Raw genomic sequence first — 19,593 nt, 5'->3', positions numbered from 1 at the left:
CGGGTGGCTCATTTTTTGTCTCCCAAGCAGGGAGCCCGGAGAACTGGGCGCCCAGTAGTGAGTGCTTAGATCCAATCACTCCGGCGCAGCGGCGGCCCGTCCCCGCCGGCACTCTGGACCAGGACCTGGTTGACGCCCGTGATCCCGGTTTCAAAGCCCAGGGCACTTGAGGCCATGTAGAGCCGCCACACCCGCGCCCGGCCCAGGCTGGTGAGCCGGACGGCTTCGTCCCAGTTCTCTTCGAGCCTGCGCACCCACGCCCGCAGGGTCAGCGCATAGTGCTGGCGCAGGGCCTCCACGTCCAAGACCTCGAACCCGCCGGTCTCCAGTGCGCTGACCATCTCGCCCAGGCTGATCATCTCGCCGTCCGGAAAGACATAGCGCGGAATGAACGAATCCGGGTCGGGCTTGATGGGGCCGGCGTTCCAGGAGATGGCGTGGTTGAGCAGCCGGCCGCCGGGACGGAGCAAGCCGTGCAGCACGTCGACATAGTTGGGTGTCTGTTCCCGGCCCACGTGTTCGGACATGCCGATGGAGCTAATGGCGTCGAACGGCCCGTCGGCGATATCCCGGTAATCCTGGACCCGGATGTCGATGTTTTCGGTCAGGCCGGCGTCGGCCGCACGTTTGCGCGCCAGCACGGCCTGTTCGGTGGAGAGCGTCACGCCCACCACCGAGACGCCGTAATGCTGCGCCGCGTGCAACGCGAAGCTGCCCCAGCCGCACCCCACGTCCAGTACCCTCATCCCGGGCTTCAGCCCAAGCTTCCGGCAGACGAGATCCAGCTTGGCCTTCTGCGCGTCATCCAGTCCTGCCGGAAGGCCCCGTTCGGCAGGGGTGCCGCCGCCGTCGGGTCCATCCGCCCACACAGCGCACGAGTAAACCATTGAGGGTCCCAGCACGAGGGCGTAAAAGTCGTTGCCGACGTCGTAATGGTGCGAGATGGCCGCGGCGTCGCGCATCCGGGTGTGGAGCCGGCCCTTCCGCGTGACCTTGGCCTCCTCCGGCGGCGGAGCAGGGTTGGGGCCCAGCGCGCCCAGCCGGACCGCCGTGCTGACCAGCGTGGCCAGTTCACGCGGAGTCGGGGGCCGGAAGGGGCCGGGTTCGGAAAACTTGCCCACCGAGCTGAGCGCCGTGAAGGCTGCAAAGATGTCGCCGGGGGCAGCGATGTCCCCGGCGACATAGGCGCGGCTGAGCCCGAGCTGCCCCGGCGACCACAGGATCCGGCGCAGGGCGCGGCGTGACCTGAATTCGAGGACCGGGGCCTCGGGTGGCCCCGCCTCGGACCCGTCCCACGCCCGCACCCTCAGCGGTATCTCCGTCGTCCCCAGGACGATGCCCAGTGCGTTCGCCAGCAGCGACGCTGCGCCTTTTTCTGTTTTCATGGTCCTCGCCTTTCGTCCGCCTAGGCCCAACAGTACGACGCCGGCGCGCACCTGTCAGCGCAGTGGCGCGATTATCATGGGGGAGTGAATGAGACGTTGCCACCGTGCCCCGAATGCTCCAGCGCCTACACCTACGAGATGGGTGCGCTACTGGTCTGCCCGGAATGCGGCCACGAGTGGTCCGCTCAGGCGGCGGAGGCCACGGCAGAGGCCGGGCCGAGGGTCATCAAGGATGCAGTGGGCAACATCCTCGCCGACGGCGACACTGTCACGGTGACCAAGGACCTGAAAATCAAGGGCAGCTCCGGTGTCATCAAGGTTGGCACCAAAGTCCGCGGGATCCGGCTGATGGACGGTGTGGGCGATCACGACATCGACTGCAAGGTGGACGGCGTGGGGCCGATGCAGCTCAAATCCTCCGTGGTGAAGAAGGTCTAGCCGGAACCGGTCAGGGACATGGACTACGGAACCACCGACGTTGTGGTCATCGGCGCGGGCCAGGCGGGACTCTCCGCCGCCTACCACCTGCAGCGCCGAGGGGTTGAATACAAGGTCCTCGACGCCGAGGAAGGCCCGGGCGGCGCCTGGCACCACCGCTGGAAAAGCCTGGTCATGGCGACGGTCAACGGCATCAGTGACCTTCCCGGCATCGCGAAGCCTGACGTGGATCCCACGGAACCCAGCTCGGAGTTCCTGAGCCGGTACTTCGCCGGCTACGAGCGGGACCTCGGAATTGAGGTCCTGCGCCCGGTCAAGATCACCTCGGTCGCTAGGGAAGACGCCGATCCGGCGGGGCGCCTGCGGATCAGCGCCGACAGCGGCGACTGGTCAGCGAAGGCGGTCATCAACGCAACCGGTACGTGGACCCGGCCGTTCTGGCCCATCTACCCGGGCCGGGCCACGTTCCGGGGCCGGCAACTGCACGTGGCCGATTACGTCTCCGCCGAGGAGTTCCGCGGCCTGCACGTCATCGTCGTGGGAGGCGGCATTTCCGCCGTCGGGCTTCTGGAGGAGGTCTCGCAGGTGACCAGCACCAGCTGGTTCACCCGGCGGGAACCCGACTGGCGTGACGCCGCGTTCGACGCCCAGGCCGGCCACAACGCCGTCGCCCTCGTGGAGGAGCGCGTGCGGCAGGGCCTGCCGCCGCAAAGCGTGGTGGCCGTGACCGGCCTCATCTGGACCCCGGCGCTGAGGGCGGCAGCGCAACGGGGTGCGCTGGACCGTCGCCCCATGTTCACCGCGATAGAGCCCGACGGCGTCCGGCTCGCCGTCGGGAGCCTGCTCCGTGCCGACGTCATTCTGTGGGCCACCGGATTCCGTGCCGAGCTCGAGCATCTGGCGCCGCTGCATCTCCGGGGACCCGGCGGCGGCATCGCCATGGAAGGGACCCAGGTGGCAGCTGAACCGCGCGTCCATCTGGTGGGGTACGGGCCGTCGTCGTCCACCATCGGCGCCAACAGGGCGGGCCGGGCGGCCGTCACCGCCATCCTCAAACTGCCCGCGCTTGCACCAACCGCATCAACAACCAGTACATGACCAGACGGCAGGAACCAGTGGCACAGAACACTCTTGAGGACATCTTCGGCACGCTCCGGCGCCACCCGGATGTCGAAGCCCCGAACCTCCAGGCCTGGGACGCCACGGACCGGCAGCTGCTCGAAGCCGCCGCAGCGCGCACGGAACCGGGTACCCGGCTGGCAGTGATCGGCGACCGCTACGGTGGTCTCACCCTCGGTGCGCTGGGCACGCTGGGGGTCAGCCGGGTCCGTGTGCATGAGGATCTCATCACTGGGGAGCGCGCCCTGCGGAACAACGCTGCGGCTGTGGGGCTCGCAGCGGCGGATCCCGGAGCCATTGACGCCACCGGGTTCGAACAATTGCCGCTGGGGGAGGAGCTGCTGTCCGGCGCGGAGTTGGTGCTGCTTCAACTGCCGCGGACGCTGGCGGAGCTTGAAGAAATCGCAGCCGCCGTGGCGCGTTATGCCGCCCCTGGCGTGGTGCTGCTCGCCGGCGGGCGGATCAAACACATGTCCCTGGGAATGAACGCGGTCCTGGAACGCCACTTCGAGACGGTCCAGCCGCAGCTGGCGCGGCAGAAGTCCCGGATCATCCTGGCCAGCGGCGCCCGGCAAACTGAGACGCACGAGTGGAGTCCCGCCGTCGAACGCCTTGCCGAGCTGGACCTGGACGTTGCTGCGCACGGTGCCGTCTTTGCTGGAGCGAAACTGGACATCGGGACCAGGTTCCTCCTGACCTTCCTGCCGGAGATGCCTGAAGCCGGGCACGCCATCGATCTGGGCTGTGGCACCGGCATCCTCGCCGCCATGTACGCCCGCCAGAACCCGGCCTCAAGGGTCACGGCCACGGACCGGTCTGCCGCCGCCGTCGCGTCCGCCCGGGCCACGGCGCAGGCCAACGGCCTCGAGGAGAGGATTACCGCCCTCCAGGATGACGCCATGAGCACCCTCCCGGCCGGAAGCGCCGACCTGATCCTGCTGAATCCGCCCTTCCACCTGGGCGCCAGTGTGCATGCCGGGGCGGGCATTAAACTTTTCGAGGCGGCGGCCAGGGTCCTGGCGCCGGGCGGTGAGCTGTGGACGGTGTTCAACCGGCACTTGCAGTACCTCCCGGCGCTGGAGCGGCTGGTGGGTCCCACCACTGTGAGGGGCGGCAATCCAAAGTTCACGGTGGCGGTCAGCACTCGGCGGCCATAGGCGTGCCAGCACGGCAAGGTGGCGCCCCGGCCGCGGCGCGGCCTCACCTCCGGCTCTGGGCGTTGATCAGGAGGTAACGTACCATTCAGACATAATCATGAATACGCGGCCGAAAACCTAGGGGAGACCGTGCCAGAAATCCGCCAGTCCTCGGCGCCACGGCGCGGGACTAATCTTCCGCGCATGGGGGACTTCAACCTCACGGTCATCGTGGATGCCATCCGCCGGTCATCCGGGGGGCTCAGCCGCGTGGAGCTCGCCCAGATTGTGGGCCTCTCGCCGCAGACCATCTCCAACATCTCCCGCCGCCTGCTGGACCAGCACCTGATCGTCGAAGCGGGCAAAGAAGGCAGCGGCCCCGGCAAACCGCGCACCATGCTTCGCCTCAACCCGGGCGGAATGTATGCCATCGGCGTCCACCTGGACCCCGCCGTCACCACGTTCGTGGTCCTCGATCTTGTGGGCGCCGTTGTACAGCATTCACGGATTAGGACACCCGGCGGGAGTGATCCTGCAGCCGTTATATCCACCATGGCCACCGAGATCGAGCACCTCGTTGCCGAGTCCGGCGTGGACACCAGCCGGATCGCCGGCCTGGGCCTGGCCGCTCCGGGACCCATCGACCTGGACAACGGCACCGTGGTGGACCCGCCGCTGCTGCCGGGCTGGGACCGCGTGGAACTTCGGGACGCCCTGGCCAAAGCCACCGGCTATTCCGTCCTGGTGGATAAGGACGTCACCAGCGCCGCCGTCGCCGAGACATGGGCCGGCGGGCCCAGCGGCTCGGGCACTTTCATCTTTATGTACATGGGCACGGGTATCGGCTGCGGCATCGTCCTCAACGATGAGGTGGTCCGTGGAACGTCAGGAAACGCCGGCGAGATCGGCCACATAGTGGTGGACCCCGATGGCCCGGTCTGCGACTGCGGACTGCGCGGCTGCGTTAAGTCCTCAGCCATCCCGCAGGTGCTCGTGGCGGAGGCCGTTGCCGCCGGCATCCTGGACGGCTCCGGCAAGCACACCAGCGGAGCCGAAGTGCAGCAGAGCTTCTCCCAGCTGTGCGACCTTGCCGATGCCGGCGATGCCAAGGCCCTGGCGATCATCGACAAGTCAGCCGTGCTGGTGGCCCGGGCCGTCTCCGTGGTCGCCAACACGCTGGATGTGGAGCGGGTTGTGTTCGGCGGGCCCTTCTGGAGCCGGATCGCTGACCGCTACCTGGAGAAGATCCCGGCGCTGGTGGACGCCAACAGCGCGGCGCGCCTGATCCACACCATCGAGGTTGTCGGCACGGGCGTCGGTGAGGATGTGGGCGCCGTTGGAGCTGCCTGCCTTGTCCTGGAGCATACACTGGCGCCCCGGGCGCAGCGGCTTCTCCTGGAAGTCTGAACCGGGGCTCCTTGCCAGTGGCAGGAGCCCCATCTAGCATGTGGATATCGCCGCGGCTGGGGGCCCGCAGACACAGGGGACGGCAGCCATTGACCGAAATGGAGCATCATGCGTCGTCAGGCCCTTGGAATCACGTCACTCATTGCCGCCGCAGCCTTTGTGCTGACGGCATGTTCCCCCGCCGCCCCCGAAGCGGAGACCAAAACGCTGAAGGTGGTCTACCAAAAGACCGATTCCTTCACTGCCCTGGACACGCTCTTCCAGGCGGCCAAACAGGAGTTTGAGGCCGCCAACCAGGGCGTCACGGTGGCTCTGGAGCCCATCCAGGCGAACGACGACGACTACGGCACCAAGCTTGCCCTCGCTCTCCGTTCGCCCTCCACCGCCCCGGATGTCTTCTATGAGGACACCTTCAAGGTGCGTTCCGACGTCGACGCCGGGTACCTCCTGAAACTGGACAGCCACCTTGAGGGGTGGAAGGACTGGGATACCTTCGATGCTGGCGCCAAGGCCGCCGGCCTTGGGGACGACGGCGGCACGTACGCGGTCCCGCTGGGCACCGACACGCGAGCTATCTGGTACAACAAGAAGGTGCTCACCGCCGCAGGCGTCAGCGTCCCGTGGGAGCCCCGCACATGGCAGGACATCCTGGACACCGCCCGGAAAATCAAGGCCAGCGATCCCAGCGTGGTGCCGTTCAACATGTACGCCGGCAAGGCCTCCGGTGAAGGCACCGTGATGCAAAGCTTCTATGAGCTGCTCTACGGAACAGACTCCGAACTCTACGACGCCGACGCCAAGAAATGGGTGGTCGGTTCCCCCGGGTTCACCGACTCGTTGGGGTTCCTCAAGACCCTCTACGACGAAAAACTGGCCGTCTCCCCGGCGGAGGCCCTCGACGCGAATGTGTGGAAGAAGGTCTTCGGCGAGTGGCTGCCGCAGGGCAAGATGGGCGCCACTGTTGAGGGTTCCTATACGCCGTCCTTCTGGCAGAAGGGCGGCAGCTACGAATGGGCCGAGTACGGGCAGGACATGGGCGTGACGGCGTTCCCCACCCAGAACGGTCAGGCACCCGGCGGTGTCAGCATGTCCGGCGGCTGGACCCTGGCGGTAGGGGCGGAGACCAAAAACCCAGACCTCGCGTTTGAGTTCCTCGCCACGGCCCTGAACCAGAAGAATTCCCTGGCCTTCAACATCGCCAGCTCCCAGATCGCCGTGCGGAAGGACGTCGCCGCCGACGCCGGCTACCAGGCGGCCAACCCGTTTGTGAAGGACGTGTCCGAGCTTGTGGCCGTCACGCACTACCGGCCAGCCACGGCCGACTACCCGTGGATCTCCGCGGCCGTCCAGGAGGCCACGGAAGCTGTGATCACCGGGGCGAAATCCCCGGAGCAGGCGGCCGCCGACTATGACGCGGCGGTGAAGGGCATCGTGGGTGAGGCCAAGACCGTCGCCCAGTAGCCTGTGGCGGTTTCCCTCAGGAGTGACCGGTCCGGCAACCGGCGGCGTCGCCCCGGACTCCGGCGTCAGGCACGGCTGCTCCCCGTACTCCCGGCAGTGGTTCTGCTGCTGGTGTTTTTGGCCGGTCCCGTGCTGTGGGCCTTCCACGCGTCATTCACCAATGCAGCCCTGACCGGCCGCAATGCCCGCAGTCCCGGTTGGATCGGGCTCGACAACTACGCCAGGCTCCTGTCCGATCCGGTGTTGCCGCTCTCGCTTGGCCTGACCGTCCTGTTCGTGGGCGGCTCTGCTATCCTGGGCCAGAACCTGCTGGGGCTCACCCTCGCGGTACTGATGCGGCGGGCCCGCCGGACGGTGGCCGCCGTCGTCGGTACTGCGGTGGTGGCTGCGTGGGTGCTGCCCGAGATCGTGGCCGCCTTCGCCGCCTACGCGTATTTCAGCCGCGACGGGACCCTGAACCAGCTGCTGGGCGGGCTGGGGCTAGGGCAGACCGACTGGCTGTATTCGTTCCCGATGGTCGCCATTCTGCTTGCCAACATCTGGCGTGGCACGGCGTTCTCCATGCTCGTCTACCGCGCCGCGCTCAATGACATCCCCGGTGAGGTCACGGAGGCCGCGCTGATGGACGGTGCCGGGGGCTGGCAGCGGCTGGCCTTCATCACCATCCCCATGATCCGCGGCAGCATCGCCACCAACCTCATGCTCATCACTCTGCAGACGCTGGCGGTGTTCACCCTCATCTGGGTGATGACAGCGGGCGGTCCTGCCAACGCCAGCACCACGTTGCCGGTGCTGGCGTACCTGGAGGCCTTCAAGTTCGGCGACATCGGCTACGGCACGGCGGTGGCCTCGGTGCTGATCCTCATTGGCCTGGTGTTCGGTGCCGCCTACGTCCGGCTCCTGCGGGAGACCAAACCATGACGACGACGGCGGGGACCTCCGCGCGGGGGCAGCTCCGGTCCGGGACTGGCGCAGTTTCCCGCGCCCAGCAGCGTGCCCGGATGCCGGCGGACGTTTCCCTCATCCTGATCGGTGCCTGCTTTGTCCTGCCGCTGCTCTGGCTGGTGTTTGCGTCCCTTGATGCCTCCGCCGGGCATGAGACAAGGCTCCCCGGTAGGGTCTCCCTGGAAAACTTTGCCGCCATCATGACACCGGGGCTGCTGTTCCAGCCGCTTTGGAACAGCATGGTGCTGTCCGCCGGCACCGCAGCGGTGAACCTCGTGGCAGCCGTCCTGGCTGCCTACCCGCTGTCCCGATACCAGTCCAGGTTCAACAAGCCGTTTATGTACACCATCCTGTTTGGAACCTGCCTTCCCATCACGGCCATCATGGTGCCGGTGTACGGGTTGTTTGTGCAGCTTCAGTTGCTGGATTCGATGCCCGCCACGATCTTTTTTATGGCCACCACCACGTTGCCCATGGCCGTCTGGATGACCAAGAACTTCATGGACGCGGTTCCGGTGTCGCTGGAGGAAGCAGCCTGGGTGGACGGTGCGTCAGGACTAACGGCGCTGCGGACCATCCTCCTGCCCCTGATGCGGCAGGGACTGGGTGTGGTGTTCATTTTTGTGTTCATCCAGGCCTGGGGGAACTTCTTCGTCCCGTTCGTCCTGCTCCTGTCCGAAGCCCGGCAGCCAGCGGCGGTGTCGATCTTCAGCTTCTTCGGACAGCACGGCGCAGTGGCGTACGGCCAGCTGGCCGCCTTCTCCATCCTGTATTCAGTCCCGGTGCTGGCTCTCTATGTCATCGTGGCCAGGGGCGCGGGGAGTTCCTTCGCGCTCTCGGGTGCGGTCAAGGTCTAGTGCTGCGCGGCTTGCGAAGCCGGCCGGAACCTCAGTCGATGTCCTCCACCACCACGCCGAAGGGGATGCTGTCATCGAGGTGGGCCTGGTGGCCGGTGGGACCCGCGTTGTAGGTAACCCGGACACCATGGGATTTGTCGGCAGCGGACTGCTGCAGAACAGGCTTGACGGCAAGGATGAACCGCTCGCTCTTGTCGGCGAGAAACTCTTTGTAACTGGCTGGAAGCTCACTCATGGCAAAAGAATAGACCTGCAGAGCCGCGATGGGGAGGGGTCTCCATTGCGGCCGGACCGGGAGGTGTCTTGGATAGGATGGCGGACGGAGTGCAGCCGCACGGCAGCACACCCGGGCTAACATCCGTAGACCACCAGCCATCAGGGGGAAATCCATTGCTTCAAACCAGTGCGCCCGCACGAATCGAACCGGCGGAACTGGCCCGTGCACAGCAGGTAGTGGCGAACATTTCCCGCAGCTTCGATGCCAAAGTGGTGGGCCAGGCACGGCTGCGTGAATCCCTGCTGGTGGGCCTGATGACCGGTGGGCACATCCTGCTGGAAAGCGTTCCGGGCCTGGCGAAGACCACCGCCGCCCAGACCGTGGCCGAAGCAGTCAGCGCAGAGTTCCGCCGGATACAGTGCACGCCGGACCTGCTCCCCAGCGACATCGTGGGCACGCAGATCTACGACGCCGCCAAGGGCACCTTCATCACGCAGCTGGGGCCGGTGCACGCCAACATCGTCCTGCTTGATGAGATCAACCGCTCCAGCGCCAAGACCCAAAGCGCCATGCTGGAGGCCATGCAGGAGCGGCAGACCTCCATCGGGGGAGAGGAGTACCGGCTGCCGTCCCCGTTTATGGTGCTGGCCACGCAGAACCCCATCGAGCAGGAAGGCACGTACCAGCTGCCGGAGGCGCAGATGGACCGCTTTATGCTCAAGGACGCGCTGGACTACCCCACACCGGCCGAGGAAACGGAAATCATCCGCCGGATCGACGCCGGGGTCTTCAGCGCCGAGCAGAAGCCGGTGGCCGCCGCCTCACTGGACGCCGTCATCGGCGTCCAGGCTCTCGTGAAGCGGATCTATATCGACCCGGCCGTCATCAACTACATCGTGGGCCTGGTGTTCGTCACCCGGAACGCCGGGCAGTACATCGACCAGCGGCTCGCCGGCTTCATCGAGTTCGGCGCCAGCCCGCGCGCCAGCATTGCCTTCAGCCAGGCCGCCCGGGCAGTGGCACTTCTCAACGGCCGGGACCACGTGATCCCGGAGGACGTGAAGTCCCTCGCCCACCGTGTGCTCCGGCACCGCCTCATCCTGGGGTTCGACGCCGTCGCCGAGCAGGTGCCGGTGGAGACGATCATCGACGCGGTCGTGGCCTCCGTCCAGACTCCCTGAGCCAGCAGTGACCAGTCTCCTGCAGCGCGGACCGTCCTGCTGATTGCCGATACAGGCCGAGGCATGGCCGCAGAGTCCCGCGACGGCGAAACCAAAAAGGACATCGCCGTGATGGCATTCGGCGTGGTGGGCTACCTGGCGCACCGGCATGGCGACGTAGTGGGCCTGGTCTGCGGCGACCGCAACGGGACACGCTCCATCCCGGCCAAAGCCGGTGAGCCGCATCTGGAACGGCTCCTGCGCGAGGTTGACTCATCCACCTCCCTGGACTCTGGCCCCAGCAGGATCGAGGACCAGCTGGAGTACGTGGCCCGCAACGTCAAGGGCCGGTTCCTGCTGTTTGTGGTGTCCGACGAACATGCCGCCGGCCCCGACACGGAACAGCTGCTCCGCCGCCTCCGTGCCCAGCATGAGGTCCTCTGGCTCACCATCCGGGACGCTGACTTGGCCGGGGAAGGAAACACCGGCCAGGACGCCTTCAGCGTGGCAGACTCGTCGATGCTGCCAGCACACCTGGCAGCCTCCCCGGCAGTCGCGGCGGCCTATGCCAAGGCAACAGGGGAACGGGACGCCGCCCGGCAGGCCATGCTCCGCCGCGCCGGCATTACCCAAGGCCACGTGACCGGCAGCAGTGCGGTCATGACGGAACTCTTCGCCCTCCTGGAAAGGCACCGGCGTACAGGCTGACCCGGGCATCTACGGACCCCTCCAGTACAGCCAGGCGTGGCTGTGGACAGGGCTCGCCCTACTGGCAGCGGTCCTGGGCTGGTACGCGTTCGTTTTCCTGAGCACGCGCGAACCGAAGGTGCCGGAGCAGGCGCCCCGGTTCGCGCCGCCGTCGGACCTTGCGGGCCTCAAGGAGGCCTACCTGCAAAGGATCGACGCCGTCACGGCAGACGCCGCCGCCGGGCTGCTGACCGCACGGGAGGCGCACCAGGAACTTAGCCTGCTGGTCCGCCGGTTCGCCCGCGACGTCACCGGCATTGACGCCCCCAGGATGACCCTTGCGGAGCTGCACGGGCACCCGCTGCCCCCAGTGGCCGAGGTTGTCCGCAAGATCTACCCGGGCGAGTTCGGCCTGGAACCGCTGCCGCCGGTCACGCAATCGGCCGCGACTGCCCGCCAGGCGGTGCGGCAATGGAACTGATGTTCTGGTGGCTGATCCCTCCGGCGCTGGTCATCGCGGCCCTGGCAGGATGGCGCGCCTACCGCCCGGACCGCCACGCAAACGCTCGACGGCGGCCGGTGGCCAATGCGGACCGCCTCACCGCGCTGCCCGAATACCAGGCGGCCCTCCGCCGGCACCGCCGATGGCTGGCCGTAGCCGCTCTCGCAGCCACAACCTTGCTGGTCTCCGCGGTGGCCGCGGCGGCGCGTCCGGTGGAACTGACCACCATCCAGCCGGAGCAACGCAACCGGGACATCATGCTGTGCCTGGACACGTCGGGCTCCATGAGCAGCGCCGACGCGGCCGTGGTGCAGGTGTTTGCCGAACTGGCGAAGGAGTTCGACGGCGAACGGATCGGCCTCACCGTCTTCGACAGCAGCGCCGTCCAGGTCTTCCCCCTCACCGACGACTATGGGTATGTCCAGGAACAACTCCAGCTGGCCCAAAACGCGTTCGAGGGAAGCCCCGGCAGCGCGGGGTTCCTGGACGGCACCTGGAACGGCCGCGGATCGTCACTGATCGGCGACGGCCTGGCATCCTGCGTCAACGGGTTCCCGTACACCGGCGCCGCGGATGCCCGCAGAGCGGAGACCGGCACCTCTGAAGCCGGTCAGCGGCGCTCGCGGTCCATCGTCCTGGCAACGGACAACTACCTGTCCGGCGATCCCATCTTCACCCTGGAACAGGCGGCCGCCCTGGCCAAGGAGCGCGATGTGCGTGTTTACGCCCTGAACCCCGGCGACTTTGACTACGGACCCGGCCCCGGCCAGCCCGGAGCCAGGCTGCGCACAGCGGCCGAAGCCAGCGGTGGGGCGTACCACCAACTGGACAGCCCGGAGGCTGTGGCGGACATCGTCCATTCCGCGCAGGAAACCGAAGCCACGGCCATGAAGGGAGCACCCCGGGCCGTGGTCTCGGACCGGCCTGAGCTGCCGCTCACGCTGGCACTCCTGTCCGGCCTGGTACTGGCGGGCGCGTCGTGGAGGCTCCGGCCATGACACTGCAACCGATCCTTCCCTGGTGGGTTATGGTCCCGCTCATCGCCGCGGCCGTGCTGTTTCTGGTCTGGCGTCTCGTCCAAGCGTCGCGGGTGCACTCTGCCGGTACACGCCGCGACTGGCTGTTCAGGAGCGCCCTGGTGCTGCTGCTCCTGGCCGCGGCGCTCCGGCCGGGTGTTCCCGGCGGAAGCTCCCAGGCCGCGGCGGCGGATGTCAACGTTTTCTTTGTGGTGGACACCAGCAGCAGCATCGCTGCCGAAGACTACGGCGACGGCTCGCCCCGGCTGGACGGGGTGCGGCAGGACATCATGGCCATCGCGGGTGAACTGGCCGGGGCCCGCTTTTCGCTCCTGACGTTCGACAGCAACGCCATTGTCCGGATGCCCCTCACCACCGACGCCACCGCCCTGGACGCCAGCGTGTCCGTCCTGCATCCGCAGGTCACGGCATTTTCGAAGGGCAGCAGCGTCACCGCTGCCGGAACCTTGCTGGCGGAGCGGCTGCGCGCCGCGCGGGACAGCCATCCCGAACGGGCGTGCCTGGTCTACTACCTGGGCGACGGGGAACAGACCAGCGCCAAGGCGCCGGCGGCGATCAGGCTCGCCGGCGGCCTGGTGGACGGCGGCGCGGTGCTCGGCTACGGCACGGCGGACGGCGGCCGGATGAAGGAAAACACGGGTCAGGGTTCGGGGCAGGACGCCGGCGCAGGCTACATCCAGGACCGGTCGTCCGGAACCGGCAAGGATGCTCTATCGGTCATCGACGAAGGCCGCCTGCAAGGGATTGCCGGTCAGCTGGGGGTGCCCTATGTCCACCGTTCGGCCGGTGACCCGGTGGCGCCGATGATGCAGGCCGCTGATCCCGGGGACTTCCAATGGGCACCGGCGGATGGCGGCGTTGCCGGCCGGACCGAGCTGTACTGGCTCCTCGCCGCTGGAGTGTTCCTGCTGGCTCTCCGCGAAACTTTCCTGGTGCTGCGCCAATGGCGGCAGCTCCGGCCCGGAGCGGGAGTTCGAACATGATGCGGCCACCGCCACCGCCACCGCCACCGCCACCGCCAACGCCAACGCCAACGCCAACGCCCACGCCGGCACCCCCGGAACCGGCACCGCAGAAACAGGCGCCGCCGGTGACCTCGCGGGACCGGCGGGAGCGACGCCGTCGGCTGTGGTGGTGGTCTGCGCTGCCCGCACTCCTGGTCCTGTGCCTGGCCGCGAAGATGCTCAGCGTGGGCATCCTCGCCGACACTGCTGCCCGGTCCTTCGCGGCCGGGGACTCCGGCAGCGTGGCGGATGCTGCGGGCGGACTGAGGACCGCCAATTTCATCGAGCCGCACAAGGCGCCGTTCGCCGAGGGTGACGGCCTGTTCCTCGCCGGGGACTTCGCTGGTGCCCGCCAACGTTTCGAGGAAGCACTGTCCCTGGCGGGCCCGGCCGACGAGTGCGTCGTCCGGGTCAACCTGGCCCTCACCATCGAACGCCTCGGTGACGCCGAGGCCAAAACAGAAGATCCGACGGCGGCGGCACTGTTCGCCGAAGGCGTTGCGGTAGTGGAGGCTGCTCCGGAGGGCTGCTTTGACTCCGGCGCGGATGCCGGCGCTGATGCCAGCGCCGAATCCGGCGCGGGGGAGCAACTGAAACAGGCGGCGGAGCGGCTGCAGCAAAAGGCCGATGCAGCGGCTGCGGACAACACCACCCCGCAACCGCCGGAAGCGCCTGGGCAGGACGCGCTTCCGGCGGATCCGGGCCAGCAGAGCCAGCTTGAGCAGCTCAGGGACAGCGCCAGGGAAGCCCAAAGCGAGCGGAATTCCGGGCAGGAGCGGGACGAGTACCTCCGGGACGATGGCTTCGGGCCGGGTGTTGACCGGCCCTGGTAACAGGCCAAGGCAGCGGCGGGTCTGCAGTATGCCCCGATGAATCCGTTGACCAATATGGCGAACAAAATTCTGCACCAATGCGAAACACGCCGTAAAGCTGCGTCTTAATTCGGCAGTGGACTTGAAGGGTGCCCCGCGGGCTCCTAGAGTTCTATACAAGTTACCGAGGTAACGTGTCAGCGATCCTCCGATTGTGGAGGGTGTGGGTGCCCCCATGTGGGCCTGACATTTGCTCACGGACAACTTCATTACAGGCGTAACAGTCGCGGCTGCGTCCCTGTGGAGTTTTCCGTGTTCCCAAACTCAAATTCATTCCCGGCTTCACCGTCACATTTGCTGACCGGTAGCCGGCAATGGCCCAAAGCCAAGGACGCAAATGTCACCGCCAAGCCTTATTGAAACGCATCCGAACCTCACCGAGACTGCCCCCGTGGCGCTCTCGTACGAGCTCTTCCCGCCCCGCTCGCCGGCCGCGGCCGAGTCGCTCTGGACCACCATCCGGGAACTGGAAACCACCGAGCCGGACTATGTCTCCGTCACCTACGGTGCCAGTGGCTCGAACCGGGACACCGCCGTCGAACTCATCAACAGGCTCCTCCTGGAAACCACGCTCCGGCCCCTCGCCCACCTCACCTGCGTGGGCAACACGCCGGAGGAACTTGCGGAGATCATCGGCGACCTCCTGGACACCGGGGTCCGGGGCATCCTGGCCCTCCGGGGCGACCAGCCCAAGGACGGTGCACCGCTCGCCGCAGGGTCACTGCGGTATGCGCAGGACCTGATCGAACTTATCCGGCGGGTTGAACAGCGGCGGTCGGCCCTGCTGTGTGCAGGCAAGATCGCCGTGGGCGTCGCCGCGTACCCCACCCGGCACCCGGAATCACCCAGTGAAGCCCACGACGTCGAGGTGCTGCTCGCCAAGCAGCGTTCCGGCGCCGACTTTGCCATCACGCAGGTCTTCTTCCATACCGAGCAGTACGCGAACCTCATCAGCCGCGCACGCCGGGCCGGGGTCACCATCCCCATCATCCCGGGCGTTATGCCGCTCACCAGCCTGCGCCGGGTCACACGGCTCGGCGAACTGACCGGCGTTGAACCGGCACCGGAACTCCTGGCCCGCCTGGCCGCCGCGGACAGCGACAGCGAACGACTCCGGATCGGTGTCCGGGCCACGGTGGACCTGGCCAACGCGGCCCTCGAGGCCGGAGCGCCGGGCATCCACATCTACACCTTCAACGAACACCAGAGCGCGCTGGAGGTGCTGGACAAACTGGCACTTCCGCGCCAGTCCCGTTCAGTTGCCCGCCGCAGCGCCACCCTCCCTCGCCAGCTCGCCAGCTGACCTTCCAACATCCGCCAGACCATTCACAGTTTCCACTAACACTCAAGGAATCTCCCATGACTGAACAGAACACCCCCGCCACTCCGTTCCCGGCCGCGTCACTCCTCGGCTACCCGCGCATCGGCCGCCGCCGCGAGCTCAAAAAGGCCATCGAAGCCTACTGGGCCGGCAAGATCGACGCTGCTGCCCTGGACGCCGCCGCCAAGGGCATCCAGCTGACCATCGCCAAGCGCCTGCAGGAACTGGGCCTCACCGAAGCCGCCGCTGTTCCGGGCACGTTCTCCTACTACGACCAGGTCCTGGACGCCACCGCCCACCTCGGCGCTGTCCCGGCCCGCTTCGGCAAGCTCCTCAACGCCGAAGGCCAGCTCGACATCGACGGCTACTTCACCCTGGCCCGTGGCACCAAGGACCAGCAGCCACTGGAAATGACCAAGTGGTTCGACACGAACTACCACTACCTCGTTCCGGAGATCGGCCCGGAGACCGAGTTCACCCTCGCCTCCAACCGCATCGTTGAGGAATTCGAGTTCGCCCTGTCCAACGGCATCGAGACCCGCCCGTACATCGTTGGCCCGGTCACCTACCTGCTGCTCTCCAAGGCTTCGGATGAAGCCCCCGCAGGCTTCGCTCCGCTGTCCCGCCTCGAAGACGTCCTGCCGGTCTACGTGCAGCTGCTCGAGAAGCTCGCCGCCGCAGGCGCCAGCTGGATCCAGCTGGACGAGCCCGCCCTGGTTGTTGACCAGGACACCCCGGCCGCCGAAATCGAAGCAGCCGTTGCCCGCGCTTACGAAGTCCTCTCCGGTGCGGCCAAGCGCCCGCAGATCCTTGTCTCCACCCCGTACGGCGCCCTCGATGGCCAGCTGGGCACACTTGCCGCCACCAACATCGACGCCCTGCACATCGACGCCTTCAAGGGCGCGGTCCCGTCCGCAGCGGCCCTGGCCGGCCTTGGCAACAAGACCCTGGTTGCCGGCGTCGTTGACGGCCACAACATCTGGCGCAACGACCTGGCCGTCGCCGCCGCCAAGCTGGACGAACTGAAGGCTGCCGCCGGCCGGATCGCCGTCAGCACCTCCACCTCCACCCAGCACGTCCCGCACGACGTCACCGAAGAAGGCCAGCTCTCCGACGAGCTGCGCAGCTGGCTTGCGTTCGCCGACCAGAAGGCCGTGGAAGTCAAGACCCTCGCGTCCTACCTGGCCGACCCGGCCTCCGCCAAAGCAGCCATCGACGAGGCATCCGCCGTCATCGCAGCCCGCGCCATCGCCGAAGGCGTCCGCCGCGACGACGTCCGGGCCCGCACCGAGGCCCTGACCGCAGCGGACTTCAGCCGCTCCGCCTACGCAGTCCGCGAAGCCGCTCAGGAAGAGGCCCTGCACCTCCCGCCGTTGCCCACCACCACCATCGGCTCCTTCCCGCAGACGTCCGAAATCCGCTCGGCGCGAGCCCGCAACAACAAGGGCGACCTCACCAACGAGCAGTACGAGCAGCTCATGAAGGACGAGATCAAGCGCGTTGTTGAGCTGCAGGAAGAGCTCGGTTACGACGTCCTGGTGCACGGCGAGCCCGAGCGCAACGACATGGTCCAGTACTTCGCCGAGAACCTCGAAGGCTTCGACGTCACGGTCCACGGCTGGGTCCAGTCCTACGGCTCACGCTGCACCCGCCCGTCCATCCTCTGGGGCGACGTCACCCGCAGCGCCCCCATCACCGTGGCCTGGGCCGAGTACGCCCAGTCGCTGACCAGCAAGCCGATGAAGGGCATGCTCACCGGTCCGGTCACCATCCTGGCCTGGTCCTTCGTCCGCGATGACCAGCCGCTGGGCGAGACCGCCAACCAGGTTGGCCTGGCCCTCCGCGACGAAATCGCGGACCTCGAGGCTGCCGGCATCAAGGTCATCCAGGTGGACGAGCCCGCACTGCGCGAGCTCCTGCCGCTGCGCAAGGCAGACCACGCCACCTACCTGAAGTGGTCAGTGGATTCCTTCCGCCTGGCCACGGCCGGTGCGGCCGACGCCACGCAGATCCACACGCACCTCTGCTACTCGGAGTTCGGCGTGATCATCGACGCCATTGACGGCCTCGACGCAGACGTCACTTCCATCGAAGCGGCACGGTCCCGCATGGAGGTAGTCCACGACCTCGAGTCCCACGGCTTCGGCCGCGGCGTTGGTCCGGGCGTCTACGACATCCACTCGCCGCGTGTTCCGGGCGAAGCCGAGGTCACCGAACTCCTGGCCACCGCCGTCAAGCACGTCCCGTCACGCCAGCTCTGGGTCAACCCGGACTGCGGCCTGAAGACCCGCGGCTACGCCGAGACCGAAGAGTCCCTGCGCAACCTGGTCAAGGCCACCAAGACGGTCCGCGCCGGCCTGCTGGAGTCCGCGAAGTAACCCACCGCATTAACGCCGACGGCGGCCGGTCACCGAAAGGTGACCGGCCGCCGTCGTACTTTACTCATCGATTGCTGAGCAGCCGCCCTTTTGAGCCCCCAAAACGGCGCTTACTCAGCAATCGATGAAAGGGTTCAGGACTCCCAGAGGATTTCGTCGTCCACCACGCCGTCTTCGTCGGCGGCTACCACCAGGACCTCGTCCGTGAAGTGTGAGCCCAGGGTGAAGTCCATCACGAAGTAGCGTTCAGGCTGTCCGGGGAAGATGCCCACGTGGCCGAGTTTGAGGGCTTTGAGGAAGACGTCGTTGGTGAGCTGGCTGCGTTCCTCCACGCCGAAGACTTTCTGCAGGTGCTCGTCCTTGAGGGCGCTGCAGTGGAAGTGGAGGTATTCCTGGGGGCTGGTGCCTTCCTGCTCCAGCTCGTCGGCGATCATCTGCCGCACCTCATCCACCAGTTCGGGGAGGAACCGCAGCCGGTAGTCCACCTTGTGCATGGCCGCTTCGTCAAAGTGGTCGTGTGCGTTGATGTTCAGGTCAAGTTCCAATACCTGGCCACCCAGCTCATGTTTGGCGGCGATGTTGTGATCCCTGCCGTGGTTGAGCTCGATTTCTCCAAAGTGCTGGCTCGCTACCCTGTTCATACCTTCAACATAGCCCCCAAGTGCTGCGCTTTCCAGCATTCCGGGCTAATTGCCTGAGGACCCCGCAGCGGCCATCGTCTCGGCGAGCAGGTCCACAAACAGCTGCACCCGGGCGGTCTTCTTCTCGTTGATGAGCAGGGCAAACACGTTCCGGGCCAGCCGGATCTCGGGAACGTCCAGCACCACAACGCCGGCCGGCCGGTTCCGCAATGCGAGCTCGGGCACCAGCGCCGCGCCCAGTCCGGCGGCCGCCATTTCGAGGCTGGCATGGAAGTCGTCGCTGTGGGCCACCACGCGCGGATGCAGGTTGCAGCTGGCAAAGAGACGCTCAATCACTACGGCATCGGGGCTCCCGGGGTGGTGCATGATCCAGGGCAGCTCGGACAAATGGTCCGCCGCCACCTTGGCGTCCGTGCGGAAACCCCAGCCCGCGGGGAGCACCACGCGGAAGTTGTCATCGCCGATCCACTGCCGGTTAATAGTGTGCGGCCAGGCGAGCCCGGACTGGCCCACCTGGAAAACGAGCGCCACATCCAGCTCTCCGCCGGTGCGCAGTCCCTGGATGGTCTGGGCCGGTTCGGCCACCGTTACTTTGAGGTCGATGGCCAGGTCCTTCCACGCCGGATTCTTCAGGATGCGCGGGAGGACATAGGTAGCCAGGCTGGGGAAGATTCCCAGCCGGAGCTCCTGGCTGGTGCTGCTGTGTGTCTTGGAGGCTGCCGCCATCAGCGCTTCGATGTCCGTCAGCACCTTCGCGGCGTGCCGGGTCATCACTTCCGCCGCTTCCGTGGGGACCACGCTGCGGGCCGAACGCTGGAACAGGACCACGCCCGTTTCGCGTTCCAGGGCGGACATCTGTTGCGAGACAGCCGACGCCGTGTAGCCCAGGCGTGCCGCTGCGGCCGCGAACGAGCCCAGCCGGGTAACTTCCAGGAGGGTCTTCAGATGTACGGGATTTACCAACGCTGTCCTTCGGTCAGGGCCGCCTTGGCACTGCGGTGTGCCGGGGATGGAACGCCCGCTTCA

The 19,593-nt window shown here is 67.0% G+C and carries 19 protein-coding genes; 15 read left to right on the top strand and 4 right to left on the bottom strand.

Annotated features, from left to right (window positions below):
• Nucleotides 1–65: 65 nt before the first annotated feature.
• A complete protein-coding gene (locus ACX80X_RS06695; RefSeq protein WP_459311583.1) occupies nt 66–1,385 on the bottom strand; it encodes a class I SAM-dependent methyltransferase in 1,320 nt (439 codons plus the stop codon).
• 84 nt (nt 1,386–1,469) lie between these two features.
• Between ACX80X_RS06695 and ACX80X_RS06690 the strand changes: the two genes are divergently transcribed.
• The 7 genes from ACX80X_RS06690 (at nt 1,470) to ACX80X_RS06660 (ending at nt 8,748) form a co-directional block, all read left to right on the top strand.
• Nucleotides 1,470–1,823: a zinc ribbon domain-containing protein YjdM gene (locus tag ACX80X_RS06690; RefSeq protein WP_252599517.1), complete on the top strand. Its 354-nt coding sequence runs from the start codon at nt 1,470–1,472 to the stop codon at nt 1,821–1,823.
• Between the two features lie 18 nt (nt 1,824–1,841).
• A complete protein-coding gene (locus ACX80X_RS06685) occupies nt 1,842–2,921 on the top strand; it encodes an FAD-dependent oxidoreductase (RefSeq protein WP_252613593.1) in 1,080 nt (359 codons plus the stop codon).
• Between the two features lie 17 nt (nt 2,922–2,938).
• Nucleotides 2,939–4,099, top strand: a complete 1,161-nt coding sequence (locus tag ACX80X_RS06680; RefSeq protein WP_459311581.1) for a class I SAM-dependent methyltransferase — start codon at nt 2,939–2,941, stop codon at nt 4,097–4,099.
• Between the two features lie 183 nt (nt 4,100–4,282).
• Complete coding sequence (locus tag ACX80X_RS06675; RefSeq protein ID WP_252599514.1) at nt 4,283–5,485, top strand: ROK family protein; 1,203 nt, start codon at nt 4,283–4,285, stop codon at nt 5,483–5,485.
• Between the two features lie 108 nt (nt 5,486–5,593).
• Nucleotides 5,594–6,946, top strand: coding sequence for an extracellular solute-binding protein (locus ACX80X_RS06670; protein WP_252613596.1), 1,353 nt, complete (start codon nt 5,594–5,596; stop codon nt 6,944–6,946).
• Nucleotides 6,947–7,042: 96 nt separating this feature from the next.
• Nucleotides 7,043–7,867, top strand: coding sequence for a carbohydrate ABC transporter permease (locus tag ACX80X_RS06665; RefSeq protein ID WP_308293071.1), 825 nt, complete (start codon nt 7,043–7,045; stop codon nt 7,865–7,867).
• Nucleotides 7,864–8,748, top strand: a complete 885-nt coding sequence (locus tag ACX80X_RS06660) for a carbohydrate ABC transporter permease (RefSeq protein ID WP_374209880.1) — start codon at nt 7,864–7,866, stop codon at nt 8,746–8,748. Before ACX80X_RS06665 ends, ACX80X_RS06660 begins: the two co-directional genes overlap by 4 nt.
• A gap of 31 nt (nt 8,749–8,779) precedes the next feature.
• Here the strand turns inward: ACX80X_RS06660 and ACX80X_RS06655 are convergent, their stop codons facing one another.
• Complete coding sequence (locus tag ACX80X_RS06655) at nt 8,780–8,983, bottom strand: hypothetical protein (protein ID WP_056341538.1); 204 nt, start codon at nt 8,981–8,983, stop codon at nt 8,780–8,782.
• Between the two features lie 155 nt (nt 8,984–9,138).
• Here ACX80X_RS06655 and ACX80X_RS06650 point away from each other — a divergent pair, with 155 nt between their 5' ends.
• The 8 genes from ACX80X_RS06650 (at nt 9,139) to metE (ending at nt 17,926) form a co-directional block, all read left to right on the top strand.
• Nucleotides 9,139–10,146 carry an AAA family ATPase gene (locus ACX80X_RS06650; RefSeq protein ID WP_459311578.1) on the top strand — a complete coding sequence of 336 codons (1,008 nt, stop codon included), beginning with the start codon at nt 9,139–9,141 and terminating at the stop codon, nt 10,144–10,146.
• A gap of 36 nt (nt 10,147–10,182) precedes the next feature.
• Nucleotides 10,183–10,833 carry a DUF58 domain-containing protein gene (locus ACX80X_RS06645; RefSeq protein WP_459311601.1) on the top strand — a complete coding sequence of 217 codons (651 nt, stop codon included), beginning with the start codon at nt 10,183–10,185 and terminating at the stop codon, nt 10,831–10,833.
• 118 nt (nt 10,834–10,951) lie between these two features.
• A complete protein-coding gene (locus ACX80X_RS06640; protein WP_459311576.1) occupies nt 10,952–11,293 on the top strand; it encodes a hypothetical protein in 342 nt (113 codons plus the stop codon).
• Nucleotides 11,284–12,312, top strand: a complete 1,029-nt coding sequence (locus ACX80X_RS06635) for a vWA domain-containing protein (protein ID WP_459311574.1) — start codon at nt 11,284–11,286, stop codon at nt 12,310–12,312. Before ACX80X_RS06640 ends, ACX80X_RS06635 begins: the two co-directional genes overlap by 10 nt.
• Nucleotides 12,309–13,334, top strand: a complete 1,026-nt coding sequence (locus ACX80X_RS06630; protein WP_252613600.1) for a vWA domain-containing protein — start codon at nt 12,309–12,311, stop codon at nt 13,332–13,334. Before ACX80X_RS06635 ends, ACX80X_RS06630 begins: the two co-directional genes overlap by 4 nt.
• Nucleotides 13,335–13,441: 107 nt before the next feature.
• Entirely contained in the window at nt 13,442–14,188 is a 747-nt protein-coding gene (locus tag ACX80X_RS06625) for a hypothetical protein (protein ID WP_459311572.1), read from the top strand.
• 376 nt (nt 14,189–14,564) lie between these two features.
• Nucleotides 14,565–15,530 (top strand): methylenetetrahydrofolate reductase, encoded by a 966-nt coding sequence (locus tag ACX80X_RS06620; RefSeq protein ID WP_459311570.1) that lies wholly within the window; start codon nt 14,565–14,567, stop codon nt 15,528–15,530.
• Nucleotides 15,531–15,586: 56 nt separating this feature from the next.
• On the top strand, nt 15,587–17,926 hold the full coding sequence (metE, locus tag ACX80X_RS06615; RefSeq protein ID WP_459311568.1) for a 5-methyltetrahydropteroyltriglutamate--homocysteine S-methyltransferase: 2,340 nt from the start codon (nt 15,587–15,589) through the stop codon (nt 17,924–17,926).
• 134 nt (nt 17,927–18,060) lie between these two features.
• On the opposite strand, the gene ACX80X_RS06610 is transcribed toward metE, so the two are convergent.
• Entirely contained in the window at nt 18,061–18,567 is a 507-nt protein-coding gene (locus tag ACX80X_RS06610) for a DUF2004 domain-containing protein (RefSeq protein ID WP_104060889.1), read from the bottom strand.
• A 45-nt stretch (nt 18,568–18,612) separates the two neighbouring features.
• Nucleotides 18,613–19,530, bottom strand: a complete 918-nt coding sequence (locus ACX80X_RS06605) for a LysR family transcriptional regulator (RefSeq protein ID WP_252599504.1) — start codon at nt 19,528–19,530, stop codon at nt 18,613–18,615.
• Between the last annotated feature and the right edge of the window lie 63 nt (nt 19,531–19,593).

It is taken from the genome of Pseudarthrobacter sp. MDT3-1 (assembly GCF_054510755.1).
This window is presented reverse-complemented; position numbering and strand designations above follow the sequence as displayed.